Annotated in this window: 3 protein-coding genes, 1 tRNA gene and 1 pseudogene; all 5 read right to left on the bottom strand. The window is 47.2% G+C overall.

Going from position 1 to position 15,369, the window contains the following annotated elements; all coding sequences use genetic code 11:
* Window positions 1-829: 829 nt before the first annotated feature.
* The 5 genes and pseudogenes from NE665_RS16420 to NE665_RS16400 all read right to left on the bottom strand — a co-directional run bounded on the left by NE665_RS16420 (window position 830) and on the right by NE665_RS16400 (window position 15,332).
* Window positions 830-5,092, bottom strand: a complete 4,263-nt coding sequence (locus NE665_RS16420) for a DEAD/DEAH box helicase (RefSeq protein WP_117443091.1) — start codon at window positions 5,090-5,092, stop codon at window positions 830-832.
* Between the two features lie 383 nt (window positions 5,093-5,475).
* Window positions 5,476-6,849 (bottom strand): hypothetical protein, encoded by a 1,374-nt coding sequence (locus tag NE665_RS16415; protein ID WP_117443092.1) that lies wholly within the window; start codon window positions 6,847-6,849, stop codon window positions 5,476-5,478.
* Between the two features lie 148 nt (window positions 6,850-6,997).
* A tRNA-Ser gene (locus NE665_RS16410) sits at window positions 6,998-7,086 on the bottom strand.
* A gap of 379 nt (window positions 7,087-7,465) precedes the next feature.
* Window positions 7,466-11,116: pseudogene (gene rpoC / locus NE665_RS16405) on the bottom strand (DNA-directed RNA polymerase subunit beta'); the annotation flags it as partial.
* A gap of 4 nt (window positions 11,117-11,120) precedes the next feature.
* Window positions 11,121-15,332, bottom strand: coding sequence for a DNA-directed RNA polymerase subunit beta (locus NE665_RS16400; RefSeq protein WP_117443094.1), 4,212 nt, complete (start codon window positions 15,330-15,332; stop codon window positions 11,121-11,123).
* Window positions 15,333-15,369 lie beyond the last annotated feature (37 nt).

Genomic DNA, 15,369 nt, shown 5'->3' with positions numbered 1-15,369 from the left:
TTGATTTAGCTCTAACGCATGACTTGCGTTTGAATTTCATTTTAGTTATCGTTATACCGAGAATATTGTTTTCTCAAATAATTGACGTTTCCTGTTCAGTTTTCAAAGACCGAAATTTCTATTTCGTGCGCCGTTCTTTCGTTCGGTGCCTGTATATAATACCTCTTTTAAAGATTATTGTCAACGATTTTCTACTCTTTTTTTCTATTTTTTTGCCTTTTTTATTTTAAACCACTATAAATGTAACATTTTTTCAATTTCTTATCTGTTTATGCACGAAATTCCTACCAAAAGGCAGCTTTCCCTTCCCCTTTCCTGCATATACTCCGGTTTCCTCCAGTAATTTGAAAAAAAGGTTGTAGATGCTCTGCCTGTCAGCTTTTATCCTGTAAGCTGCAAAACCAATCAGCCGGTTTGCTATCATACTGAAAGCATCGCGCTAACCTCCATATTTTCTCCATTCATCAGCCTCATTCTATCTGCATAACCCGTTTCTTCGTACAACGATCATTCAGATGGAATCGTATCGTTTTTATGAGTTCCCCGTAGATACTGCTGCCCCTATGTCACACTTATCGCCATAGGCTTCCCCTGTACGAGATGCCTGTGGTTATGCATGCAGGATCAGACGTTGTCGAATTCCTCTACTATGACTCCCTCTTGAAATTTCCATTCCGATGCGCCTGCATAGGAGCTGCAAATAAAGATGTGTTGCTTTATAAGCAGCTCCCAAGGTAGGAAATTCAGAACTGCCGTATGATTCCATAGTATCTAAACGCCCTTTCCCATAAGCAAGAATTATGAGAGTGCCTGTTTCTTTCCTGCTACGCTAGCGATACAGCATATAATCCAGCATATCTTTATAAAATCCAGCCTTTTTTAGCAGAGCTTCTGACTCTTTCGGATATTCTTTCACAAGCAGACGTTTTTTATCCGGATAGATATGCTGCTTACGATATGCCTGTACAAATGCACACAGGGCTTCCTCAGCAAGATTTATATCAAAGATTTTTAACGTACTTCCCTGTCGTTCAAAGACCATGACCACAAGGCCTCCTGCCAGAGCCACTGCTGTTCCTGCTATATTCATAAAGGCTGCAGAAGCCGTATGCTCCAGCAGCTTTCCCCACGGCTGCATAGGGTCCTGCGCATTTAACCAGCAGATTTGCTGCTTGGGGTGAGCCAGCATATGCATGCTGCCTTCATATTCCTGCTTCCATATAAACTGCGTACCGGACAGTCCTTTCACAAAATAGCCTCTGCGAACACGACCGGTAAATTCCCAGATACTGAGCAGGTCCAGAGCCTCTCTCCAGCTAAAGCCTTGTTCCTGTTCCATCTGCTGTTGAACTATGCGAAAGGTCTCTCTGCATACGATTCCATACTCCTGAAAGCATGCCTGAATCAAAGCCTCTGCCGTGATGGGCTTTCGAGGACGGATAATGTCCCACCTTCCGGATGACATCGCATACGCTCGGGCATGAAGCTGCTGCTTTGTGGATGCCTTTTTCAGTTTCTTTTGATTCAGCCACTGACGCACCGGTGTAAAACTGTCTGCACAGACAAGTCCCCGCTCTGCCAGCTTCAGCAGATTGGCGTGCACATCCCCTGCCTGCGGTATTCTGTTGAGCGCATGCAGAAAGCTCGCTCCCTGCAGACAGAGTCTTTGATAAATTCGTTGTTCCTGCATTTCCTCTGTTTGCAGATCCTCACAGCTGTCACTTGCGGCAGCTACCGGCTGTTCCCAGTCGATATCCTCATAACGATGAAAGCTTAGCGTACCATCCGGATGCAGCTTCCAGAAAAATTCACCCTGTGCCAGCTCCTGATCCAGCAGCTCCGGCTGATAGCCGTTTATTCGAGCGGGCAATAAAACACTTTCCCACAAAGAAGCCGTAAATCTCTGATTGCAGAATAAAGCAAGTGTATCCTTCAGCTGCTCTTTGGCAGGAGCATTATGAAGAACACGGTTGACAAGGAGTGCAGCATACCGATGGGAGGGCTGTGTAGCAGCCTGGGTGCGTAAATTCTGAATTGTTTGCTTTCTTGCTCTCTCATACTGTTTAAAATGATAATAGCAGCCATCATCCTCTACCGCTTCTTTTTTGCGACATAGCTGCTGCAGCCAGGATTGTACTGTCTCCTCTTGAGGGAGATAACGTTCCTGAATCTGCTTTAGCGTCTGTGTCTGCCGATAGTACAGCATACGGCGAATGATATGCATGCCTGCGTTTGCATCGTGCTCTGCCAACGCCTGTGCATACTCCTCACGCTGTTCTGCAGCAATCCAGAGTCCGGGTTCAATGTAGGTGATCAACCCCTGTGCAGTTAGTTCATGCAGCCAGTCCGCAATTCTATGCTCAGCAGGCTTACCATCCATTCCTTCTGCACATACCTCCTTGATCTCCTGCGCTGTCATATCCCCTTCCATCATCAGCAGAGTATGCAGCGCATTGGCATTTTGAATTGTCTTTTTCCGCTTTCCGGTATGCTGCAGGGCCTCTAGAGAGGGCTTTATCTGTTCCAATTGCTGCAATTCCTCATATACTGCCTGATGAATGCGCGGTGTTGTCGGTGTATATTCATACATTTCCGCAGCCTCTACCCGCCATTGCAAGGGCAGTGATAGCGGAGAAGGGGTATCCAGCTGCATTTCATGGACATGGATATCCCCGCTGCGAATCGCATATAGGACTTTTAGCAAACCCTTCAAATCCCATTGATCCTCCATGCATTCACGTTTGGTTTCCAATATCAGGGGATGCTGCTCCTCCTGCAGCAGGGCTTCCAGCATTTCCGTGCTGCGAAGTCGCTGCATCCACAAGGGTTGTCGTTTGTTTCTGCGCATTCCCATCATGAGAGCGCGGGCAGCATTATAGCGGAAATTCATACTGAAAACAGGTGTAAGCGGCAGCATGATTTCCAAAACTTTCTGAACTGCATCCGGGTCGATGGTATACAGCAGTCCCTCTTCGATTTTCCCCTCTCCATAGGAATATAACAGAATACCGTCTTCTTCGTCCACGCAACCGATATGTGTTCCGTTCATTCTCTGTGCCGCATCCTGTAAAAGCAAGGCAAGTGGCGCATTGACTCTTCTTCCAAACATGGTATGCAGCATCGCCTGGGGACTCCCTGTGGAATCTTTGAAATGCTCGATCAATATCGTCTGATCATCCGGCAGAATCTCGGTTGCCTTAATCTGCCGCTTTAAAAACTCGCTTGTATGTTCAACAGCTGCAGCATCCAGCCCCAGTGCCTGCAATTCCTGTGGCAGTGTATTTTGCTGGTAAGCCTCTGACAGCTTCCTCATAATAGCACCGAAGGCCAGACTTGTTTTCAGACTGCGCCCCTTGATTTCACCTTTCCAGAAGGGTAGTCGGGCACCCTGTGAATAGGTCTGTGTGACAACTACGCTGTCTTTATCCATGCCAACCACCTGCCATGCATTTGCCCCCAGCATGAAGCGATCGCCCAGTCGGGTTTCATAAACAAATTCCTCATCCAGCTCACCGACCTTGACCCCGTCTTCGGTTTTTGCTATATACATGCCTTTATCCGGTATGGTTCCACCAGCAGCGACAGCAAGCATTCTGCTGTAGGGATCCGCAAGAACACAGCCGTGTACACGGTCATAGAGAATACGCGGACGAACAGGCACCTCTCTTTTGTGCTCATAATCCCCTGCCAGCATGCACAGAATACCGATCACCTCCTGTTTACTAACATCGCAGAAGGTATAGGTGCTTTGCAAAAGCTCCATGACATCATCAATCGTATAGGCAATTTTGCTAAGATGCCATTTCCTTTCAAACTCCCTATGCGTACCGCTTGATACTGCAGCCATGGAGACAAGCTGCTGCGCCAGAACATCCAGACATTTCTTTGGCGGAGATGCCTGTTCAATACCGCCTGCCTTCGCAACTGCTGCACTCATTCCGCAAAACAGCGTTTCCTGTGAGGTTCGGGGATACATAAACATATAGCTAATCCGTCCCGGATTGTGGCCGGCGCGTCCAAGACGCTGCATCGTACTGGATATGGAGCGCGGGCAGCCAATCTGTAAAACCTGATCGATGCTACCCACATCAATTCCTAGCTCCATGGAGGAGGTGGCGCAGAGCAGACGAAGGGTGCCGTTTCTCAGAGCTGCCTCTACCTCCAGACGCTGTTCCTTTGACATACTGCCGTGATGTACGCGCGCAAAATCCTCACCGCCAAGCTGATTTACATAATATGCCAGCTTTTCAGCATATCTGCGGCCCTCAGAGAAAGCGATGACGCTCCTGCATTCCAGACATTTTGCATAGACATTTTCTGCAAGCTCTTCCCAGACAGGATCCTTTCTTCTGCCCAGCGCAGGAGTCAAGCCATTGACCTCGATATGTATTTGCTTCTGCATGTGGGGAGCTATGATGCTTACTGCATCCAGAGACAGATAATCAGCAGCTGTCTGCAGCGGCTCAATCGTCGCAGACAACCCGATGCGCTGTAGCTTTCGTTTGCACAGCTTCTCTAGTCTTGCGACAGAAAGCATAAGATGCGCACCGCGTTTTGTATCAATGAGCGCATGCAGCTCATCGATGATCAATGCCTCTGCCGTGTGTAATATTGTTTGCCCACCTGTGCTTGTCAGCATTAAATATAAGGATTCTGGTGTAATGATCAAAATATGAGGCGGATGCTTAATCATTCGCTGGCGATCTCTTTGTGGTGTATCACCGGTCCGTATGCCTACTGTGATTTCCGCTGCCCCCTGCCCGTTTGGTTCCTGAGCGATGCCGGATAAGGGTTTATTCAGATTTTCCCGGATATCCTGTGCAAGGGATTTTAAAGGTGATACATAGATGAGATACAGCTGTTCTTTCAGCTTTCCCTGATTTGCCAATGCCTGCAGCTTATCAACAAACACCAGAAAGGCAGAGATTGTCTTTCCTGTTCCTGTCGGTGCGCTGATCAAAACAGAACCGCCTTCCGCTATCGCAGGCCATGCCTCCTGTTGTACTGCAGTCGGCGCAGAAAACGTATGGGCGATCCAGTCTTTACTTGGCTGTGTAAACACGTGCATATAGCTGTCTTTCTCTTTTCCCATACGATGACCTCCTGCTTTCTACTTATATGTTTTGCGAATTTCGTATACTTATAACGATTTTATCATACTTTACCGGGTTGTGCTATATGTGCTTAGAGCCCTATACTGCAGGTTAGAGTCTTGTTACTAGGGGAAAGCATGTATAGGATTTTGTGCAGGAGCTATCCATCTCTTCGCGGATAGTTGTTTTATGGGTAAGTGAATGTATGTGAGCCTGTGATTCACCCGGAAGCAGAAAAGCCACAGCTGTCCTGAGATACGGAATACATACTTTGGATTCATTAGGAGTTCCTCCTGAAGCGGTTTGTAAATGTGATTCCTATTTCTCGCTCCTTATAAAAAAACAGAAACAGCAATGCCTGCTCCTGTTCGTTCTTATAATTTTAATTTTCTTCCTCCCAATACGCCTGTACGATCGGCAGCACAACATCGTGGGAATCCTCACATGCCACAATATAGTCAATGAATAATTTTTCTATATCTGCATCATGCTTGATATCTGCTAAAAGCTGATAGGCAATTTTTTTCACTTTTCCTGATGGCAACCGTTTGGCGCATTGCATGGCTACCTGTTTCAATCTTTCATCCTTGTGTAATTTCATAACATACAGGATTGCTTCCAGTCTCTGCTGATTCACAGCTGTTATATCGTTTAAGCAGTCTATAATCAATGCAGTTTCCATAGGCTTTTCATAAGGAAGATCTGCGGCAACGATTTCAGCATATTCCGTCAATGTTGGATAGCCCTCTGCACAAGCTTTATATTTCTTTTCCCATTCGCGGTTATTAACCGTCCCTGCCCGGATAGAAAATGGCACATCCTTCCGGTTTGCTGTTAAAGCAATATACTTTTTGGGTACGTCCCTTGCTTCCACTGTAACAGATGAAAACCAAAGCTTATCCGGAATACTTTTTGTAGCTGTTTGCTTATAGCTCATTCCGGTAAATGGAAGAATCACAATACAATGCAGCGGCTTTTTCAATAGAAAAGCGGCACATGCCTTATGATGACCATCTATGATAAAATTCATAAACTCACTGAAATTATAAACAATGGCACGAGGATGATTATCTTTCTTTGTAAATGTATCCATGTAATATTCAATCCGCTTCTCATTGAAACAGGAGGCGCTTTGTGTCGGATATAGGTAAACAGGGTGTCCACTAATATAGCGCAGATGATCTGTAAGGTATACACCCGCAGTTGCGGGATTTTCTATGAGCTCATTCCTCGTGTTCCAAAAGAAATTTCCGGCACCGTCTGTTGGATAGCATACCGCATCCGCAATCACATAAAGTCCTGAATCGACTAGCCCAAGAAGAGGAGTTATATCAAGAATTGATTGCTTTAGTGATGAATAGGGTGCATTTATCTTATTTTGTATGGCGGTAAGCTCTTCACACCCGGCATTTTCTATACCATAGCCTGTCGCCAATAGACTGGTGCAGGTCGGACATTCTGATGAATTTACTTGTAGTAAAGGGACATCATTCAGCATCATCTGGCTATTATAACGATATTCATTATCGTTCTTGCCACTAGAATTGTACTTACACTCTGTATGATAGCGGGTTGTGAGTGTACCTTTCCCTTTTACATATACAAGCTGTGCTTCCTTGATAACAGGTACTTCTGCTATATCTACCTGACAATCAAAATGAGTGATGATGATTTTATATGAACGTTCATACAGTAACCTCCTCTGTTTTTTTATAATATCCCCTTCGACTCCGGCAACTGTTATCACCGTTTTCATATGAGATTGAGATAGCAGTCCTTCATGAAAATATATAGCACAATATGCCTCAAAAATATATAAAAAAGGTATAGATACATCGAAAGGACTTTATTCAAGAGCTTATCTGAGCCTTCCTTTGGAATGTACATATACCTACTACGTATTCTGGCGCAGCAGAAAGGATTTGAACCTCCGGTGTCAATGACACGCCGGTTTTCGAAACCGGTGCATTAAACCAAACTCTGCCACTGCTGCATATCCATTGATGATTATATAACAGAATACAATTCTTTTTCAAGACTATTTGAAAATTCATTCTGCTTTATCTGCTATTCGCGGTTCTTTCACCTTATATATGTTTTTACAAACCGATAAGAAAAAACATGCAGTATGGTATAGCACCACGACTACATGTTTCTTTATGTTATTCCTGTACTTCAACAGCAGGCTGTTCCAAGGTGGTATCCTCACCGTCCATGATCTGCTGAACCATTTCACTGGTCAGACGTTCCGGACCGGCAGGGACATACGCCATAAAGTTGTCATCGTCTTCCTTATGGTTACGCTCCTCACGGATTTCCTTTAGTTCTTTTGCCTTTTCTCCAATAATCAGATTCATTGGACGCTCATCACCTACACCGGTTCCGGCAGGAATCAGCTTACCGATGATGACGTTCTCCTTCAGACCAATCAGGTAATCCTTTTTACCCTTGATTGCAGCATCTGTCAGAACCTTTGTGGTTTCCTGGAAGGATGCAGCAGACAGGAAGGAATCTGTTTCGACAGACGCCTTGGATATACCCAGCAATACCGGTTTGAAGGTAGCAGGAATCTGACCGCTCAGCAATGCCTTACGGTTGATCTTCGTGATTTCCGTCAGAGAAATCTGGACACCAGGATTCAGATGCGTATCGTTACCTTCCAGTACGACAACCTTGCGAAGCATCTGACGAATCATAACTTCAACGTGCTTGTCACTGATTTCGATACCCTGACTCTGATAAACCTTCTTGACTTCCTTCAGAATGTAGTTCTGTACCTGACGTACACCGGCAACCTTCAACAGCTCCTTCGGATCAACCTGACCCTCGGTAATCTTGTCACCGGCTTCCACATGTGCTCCCACCTTCATCCAAGGACGAATTGCCTGGATCAGGGTAACCTTGTGGACAATACTTTCTTTATCATTGGATACGGTAACTTCATATCCTGTATCAATCTGATGAACATCGGTGATTTCACCTGTGATCTGTGCCAGCACGGCAACACCCTTTGGACAACGAGCCTCAAACAGCTCCTCGACACGAGGAAGACCCTGTGTGATATCTCCACCGTCGGCACTTGCCACACCACCGGTATGGAAGGTACGCATGGTCAGCTGTGTACCAGGCTCACCGATTGACTGTGCAGCCATGATTCCAACAGCCTCTCCGACTTCGACATCCTTGCCGGTTGCCATATTGCGGCCGTAACATTTCTTACATACTCCATAGATGGATTTACATGTAAATGCACTACGGATATACATTCCCTCAACACCGGCGTCGACAACCTTCTGCGCAAGTGCATCGGTAATAAATTCATCACTTTCCAGAATGACCTCACCGGTCTTCGGATCCGTGATTTCCTGCTTGCTGTAACGTCCTACCAGACGGTCAAACAGACTCTCGATGATCGTATTTGTCTTACGGTCAACGATTGCTTCCACCCAGTAGCCCTTATCCGTACCACAGTCCTCCTGCTTAACGATAACATCCTGTGCTACGTCAACCAGACGACGTGTCAGATATCCAGACTCGGCTGTTTTCAGCGCGGTATCGGTCAGACCTTTACGCACACCGTGAGTGGAGATAAAGAACTCGGACACGTTCAGACCCTCACGGAAACAGGAGTAGATCGGAACCTCTATGATGGTAGGAACATATTCACCTTTGGCAGACTTGGACTGGTTTGGCTTTGCCATCAGACCACGCATACCAGCCAGCTGTGTAAAGTTGGAGGTATTACCACGGGCACCGGAACGCGCCATCATACTGATTGGATTTTTACGAGGAAGGTTTCCCAGCAGCTCCTCAGCGATATCATCCTTGACATCCGCCCACAGCTTATTCAGGTGACGCTCCCATTCCATCATGGTAAGCTTACCCTTTTTACGCAGTGTTTTCAGCTCTTCGGCCTTCTGTTTTCCATATTCCACATGCTCTTCCTTGTGCGGTGCGACCTCGATATCGGACAGGGATACGGTAACACCGGCAACGGTGGAATACTGGAATCCCATATCCTTGATCTGGTCAAGGATCTCACTTGTTTTCTCTGTGGAATAGCGTTTAAAGATTTCACCGATGATTTTTCCGAGGTCTTTCTTTTTGAAAGCCGCGGTTACCGGCATGGACTTGATAGCTTCCTTCACGTCTTTTCCCATTTCCAGGAAGAAACGCTCCGGTGTTGCGACAAAGTTTTCCGCACTGACTTCGTTTAGGAACGGGAAGTCGGTTGGGAACATATTGTTGAAGATTACCTTACCAACGGTTGTCAGCAGGTATTTTCTATTTTGTTCTTCTGTAAAGCTTTCCTTGTGTAAAGCACGGGCAGGAATGGCAATACGGGAATGCAGATGAATCTGCTGTGTCTGATATGCCATCAGAATCTCATTGATGCTGCCAAACACATGTCCCTCATTATCACCATAGCGCGTCCAGATTGCAGCGGATTTCGGGCAGTCAACGGCATTGTAGCGGTCGGCCTCCTGATAGAATTCCTCTGCGGTTTCCTCCATCGTCAGATAGAAGTTTCCCATGACCATATCCTGACCAGGTGTAACGATTGGCTTTCCATCCTTTGGACCAAGGATGTTGTTGCTACCAAGCATCATGACGAGTGCCTCGGCTCTTGCCTCTTCACTCAATGGTACGTGGACAGCCATCTGGTCACCGTCAAAGTCGGCGTTGAAGGCAGTACATACCAGCGGGTGCAGACGCATAGCACGTCCTTCAACCAACTTCGGCTTGAAGGCCTGGATTCCCAGACGGTGCAGCGTAGGCGCACGGTTCATCAGAACCGGATAGCCGTCAATGACACTTTCCACAATATCCCAGATACGTGGATCCTGACGATCGATCAGCTTCTCCGCAGTCTTCGGATTGCTTGCAATTTCTTTATTTACGATTTCATTGATGACAAACGGCTTGAACAGCTGAATTGCCATTTCACGAGGCAGACCGCACTGATACATTTTCAAATCCGGTCCGACCGCGATAACAGAACGTCCGGAGAAGTCAACACGCTTACCCAGCAGGTTCTGACGGAAACGTCCCTGTTTTCCTTTTAGGGAGTGTGACAGAGATTTTAATGCACGTCCACCAGCACCAGTGATTGGTTTGGAACGACGTCCGTTATCAATCAGCGCATCCACCGCTTCCTGCAGCATTCGCTTCTCATTCTGCACGATGATAGCCGGGGTTCCCAGCTCCAGCAGCTTTTTCAGACGGTTGTTACGTGTTATGACACGGCGATACAAATCGTTCAGATCGCTTGTCGCAAAACGTCCACCATCCAGCTGCAGCATCGGACGCAGATCAGGCGGGATTACCGGAATTACCGTCATGACCATCCATTCCGGCTTATTGTCTGAGTTACGGAAGGCTTCTACGGTATCCAGACGCTTGATCAGCTTTTTACGCTTTTCACCCTGTGCAGACTGCAGTGCATCCTGAATATGCTTGAATTCCGCTTCCAGGTCAACCTCTGTCAGCAGCGTCAGCGCAGCCTCGGCACCAGTCTGGGCAGTAAAGCTGCCCGGACCGTAAATTGCCATATTTTCGCGGTACTCACGTTCAGAGAGCACCTGCTTGTATTCCAGCTTTGTATCCTTAGGATCAGTAACGATCCAGGATACGAAGTACACAACCTCTTCCAGCTGCTTCGGTGTTACATCCAGCAGCAGTGCCATACGGCTTGGAATACCGCGCAGATACCAGATGTGCGCAACCGGAGCCGCAAGCTCAATGTGTCCCATACGCTCACGACGAACGCTGGATTTTGTTATTTCTACACCACAACGGTCACATACAACTCCCTTGTAGCGTACCTTCTTATATTTTCCACAATAACATTCCCAGTCCTTGCTCGGTCCGAAAATTCTTTCACAGAACAATCCATCTCTTTCAGGCTTCTGAGAACGGTAGTTGATCGTCTCTGGTTTCTTTACTTCACCATGACTCCATTCGTGGATTCTATCAGGTGAAGCCAGGCTTACCTGAATTGAGGCAAAATTATTAACACTCATTTACTTACGCCTCCTCTTCGTTTTCATCATAGCTCAGCTCAATGTCTTCATCTTCTATGAAGTCATCAGCCTCTGCATCGTCATCCAGAAGAATTTCATCTTCGGATTCGTCATCTGCGACAGCATCTTCCTCTTCTACTTCCAGATCATTGATGTCTTCCTCACCGACAGGCTCAGCGGCAGGAATCGGAGGCAGAGTTGCAGCTGCTTCGCTGTTGTCCTCCTTGCTGATATCTACTTCGTTACCATCTTCATCCAGCATCTTCACGTCGATAGCAAGAGCCTGCAGCTCGTGCTTCAATACGCGGAAGGATTCCGGGATACCCGGTTCCGGAATATCTTTTCCCTTGATGATTGCTTCGTAGGTCTTTGTACGGCCGACGATATCATCGGATTTCACTGTCAGGATTTCCTGCAATGTATGAGCGGCACCATAGGCCTCCAGTGCCCAAACCTCCATCTCTCCAAATCTCTGACCACCGTTTTGTGCCTTACCACCTAACGGCTGCTGAGTTACTAAGGAATATGGTCCGGTTGCACGGGCATGCAGCTTATCGTCAACCATGTGGGCAAGCTTGATCATGTACATGACGCCGACTGAAATACGCTCATCAAACGGTTCACCGGTACGTCCATCATACAGTACCTGTTTTCCATCCACGGTCATTTCCGCTTCCTTCATGATATCGCTCAGCTCGGTGTTGTTGATACCATCGAATACCGGAGTGGAGAATTTCACGCCCAGCTTCTTGGCAGCATATCCCAGATGGATTTCCAGTACCTGACCGATGTTCATACGGGAAGGCACACCGAACGGGTTCAGCATGATATCAACCGGTGTTCCATCCGGCATGTAAGGCATGTCCTCTACCGGAAGAATCTTGGAGATGACCCCCTTGTTACCGTGACGTCCGGCCATTTTATCACCCTCAGAAATCTTACGTTTCTGAACGATGTATACTTTTACTGTTTCATTGACTCCAGGCGGCAGATCGTGTCCTTCGCTTCTTTTGAAGACGCGGATGGAGTGCACGATTCCGGCACCACCATGCGGTACCTTCAGGGAGTTGTCACGTACCTCACGTGATTTCTCACCGAATATCGCCAGCAGCAGCTTTTCCTCAGGAGAGATTTCACTCTGCCCCTTCGGTGTAACCTTACCGACCAGAATATCGCCTTCCATAACCTCTGCACCGACCATGATGATACCACGGCTGTCCAGATTACGGCATGCATTTTCACTCACGTTTGGAATATCGCGGGTGATTTCTTCAGGCCCCAGCTTTGTTTCACGGCAGTCAATGTCGTATTCTTCAATATGAATGGAGGTATACACATCATCGCGAACCAGACGTTCACTCATGATGATCGCATCCTCGTAGTTATATCCGTACCATGTCATATAGGCGATGGTTACGTTTTGACCAAGTGCCAGCTCCCCGCGTTCCATGGATGGACCATCGGCAAGGATATCACCCTTTTCGATACGCTCTCCCTTGGAAATGATCGGACTCTGGTTGATGTTGGTTCCGTTGTTGGAACGCTGGAATTTACGCAGACGGTATTCTCTGCGGTTTCCGTCATTCTCACTGACGATGATTCTCTGAGAGTCAACATATTCCACGACACCGTTTTCTCTTGCGACGATACCGACTCCGGAGTCCTTTGCAATTTTGAACTCTACACCGGTTCCGACATATGGAGAATGCGGCTGCAGCAGAGGAACGGCCTGACGCTGCATGTTCGCACCCATGAGGGCACGGGAAGCATCATCGTTTTCCAGGAACGGTACACAGGCAGTCGCAACGGATACGATCTGTTTCGGAGAGACGTCGGCCAGTTCTACCTCTTCACGTCTTGCGATGATGGTATCTCCGGCTTTACGCGCTACGACATGCTCATTGATCAGGCGGCCTTCAACAACCTCGTTGGCCTGTGCGATAACATAATCGGCTTCTTCATCCGCAGACAGGTAAAGTGCCTCTTCCTGTACAGTTCCATCCGCATTCACGATACGGTACGGAGTCTGAATGAAGCCGTATTCATTGATTTTTCCATACGTCGTCAGGTTGGAAATCAGACCGATGTTTGGACCTTCCGGTGTCTCGATTGGACAGATTCGCCCATAGTGAGAGCTGTGAACGTCACGAACCTCGTAGCTCGCACGATCACGGGTGATACCACCAGGTCCCAATGCGGAAATACGGCGCTTGTTTGTCAGCTCAGCAAGCGGATTCTGCTGGTCCATGAACTGAGACAGCTGAGAAGAGGAGAAGAACTCCTTGATTGCCGCTGTCAGCGGACGGATATTGGTCAACTTCTTCGGTGTCAGGGTCGCGATATCCGCAATGGACATACGCTCCTTAACCACACGCTCCATACGGCTTAAACCGATACGGAACTGATTCTGAATCAGCTCTCCAACGGATCGGATACGACGGTTCCCCAGCATATCGATATCATCGGTATCTCCAACGCCCTCCATATTGTTCAGATTGTAGGCATAGAATGCATACATATCGGAAATAGTAATGGTGTGCTTGTCAGCATACGGGTCATTTCCCATAACCTTAACTACTGCACCGTCGTGGTCACGAATCAGGATTTCCTGAATCGCAGCTCCCACTAACCATGCATATAATACAGCACCGTTGTTGACCTTTGCTTTGATTTCATCTACGGCAGTCACACTGAGTGCTTCCGGCTTGTGGCGAGGCGTATAGCCATCCACGAAGAAATCGCCTTCCTCGTTGACTACATCTTCTCCATTTGCATCCGTCAAACGGGCAAACGCGTACATTCTCTGTCCGTAGTTCAATACAGCATTCACATTCGCGCTTGTCAAAGCAACCTTCTTGGCGATGATGCCGCCATGAACAGCTACCTTTTCCACACCCTTGACAATAGCCTCCACATCCTGTTCACTCAGAATGCTTCCTTCATACAGTGTACCGTCTTCCAGCTCCACATCGCCTGCCAGAACACGTCCGACAAGACCGAGGTGATTGCTGCTTGGTACATATACCTTATCCGGATGATTGAACAATGGATTGAACGGGAATGCATTGACATGCATACCTTTTTCCAGCTCTGTGCGAAGCGCATTACGCTCATCGCGATTGACCATGGTACCGCTGGCCATAAATACATTGCCATCCGCATCCAGAATATCCTGTGCAAGATGATGCTTATCAACACGGTTGATCGCGTTCAGCTTCTTACGCAGCTTATAGCGTCCAGCCTTTGTCAGGTCGTAACGACGCGGATCAAAGAACTTCGCATTCATCAGTGTAATGGAGCCATCCAGTGTCGGGATTTCATCAGAACGCTGATTTTCGTAAATGGACAGTAACGCCTCCTGTGTTGTCTTGACCTTATCTGCCATCAGTGTGTTTTCAATTTCTTCGTATTTGCCGAAGAAGGATGCATATAATGTAAGGTACAGATTCATGAACTCGCGATCCTCATCATCGATCGCGACATTTTCCACGATATCTCTTCCCATAGCCTTCAGGAAGGTTTTGATCTGCATCGTGTCATGTGCATCCTCACTTCTGTCAAGATCCACAGACATACCGATCGCCTTAAACAGAATAGAAGACAGCATTTTACGTTTCCGGTCAATGCTCATGTTTAAAACACGTCCTGTAGACGCCTTTTTCACTTCTGTCAGAAACTCCAGCCATGTTCCGCGGCTTGGAATCAATTCACAGGCAAAGGATTCCTTCCCTGTTTTTTCCTCATAACCAGTGGAAAAGTACGCACCCGGGGAACGCACGATCTGCGAAACGATGACACGCTCCGCTCCATTGATAATAAAGGTACCGGTTTCCGTCATCAGCGGGAAGTCCCCAAGGAAGACATCCTCCCACTTGTTGATAACCTCACCAGTTGTGTTATCTGTAATTTCAAGCTCCATACGGGCTTTCAAAGGTGCCGCGAAATTACATTCGCGATACATTGATTCCTCCGCATTGAATTTCGGCTCTCCAAATTCATAGCCAGCGAATTTCAGCTTGATATTTCCTCCATAGTTTTGAATCGGGTAAATCTCATTAAAAACTTCCCCAATTCCTTCGTTCTTGAACCACTCGAAGGAGTCTGTCTGGATTTCTACCAGGTTTGGCAGTTCCAGATGCCCGCTTACTTTTGAGTAGTCTCGACGCTCTGCCTTTTTACCGGAAGCGACAATACGATAAGGCTGTTTTTTGTCCATGTACGCCATCCTTTCTACAAGTTTCACCTATCAAAAT

Origin of the sequence: Clostridium sp. DFI.1.208 (genome assembly GCF_024463855.1) — a bacterium.
In the GTDB taxonomy this organism is placed as follows: Bacteria; Bacillota_I; Bacilli_A; order Erysipelotrichales; family Erysipelotrichaceae; genus Clostridium_AQ.
The sequence above is the reverse complement of the archived record's forward strand: the minus strand, read 5'-3'. Positions and strand labels throughout refer to the sequence as shown.

Coding starts and splice junctions, on each gene's coding strand:
- NE665_RS16420 (WP_117443091.1), bottom strand. CDS start 5,092: ATGGGAAAAGAGAAAGACAGCTATATGCACGTGTTTACACAGCCAAGT.
- NE665_RS16400 (WP_117443094.1), bottom strand. CDS start 15,332: ATGGACAAAAAACAGCCTTATCGTATTGTCGCTTCCGGTAAAAAGGCA.
- NE665_RS16415 (WP_117443092.1), bottom strand. CDS start 6,849: ATGAAAACGGTGATAACAGTTGCCGGAGTCGAAGGGGATATTATAAAA.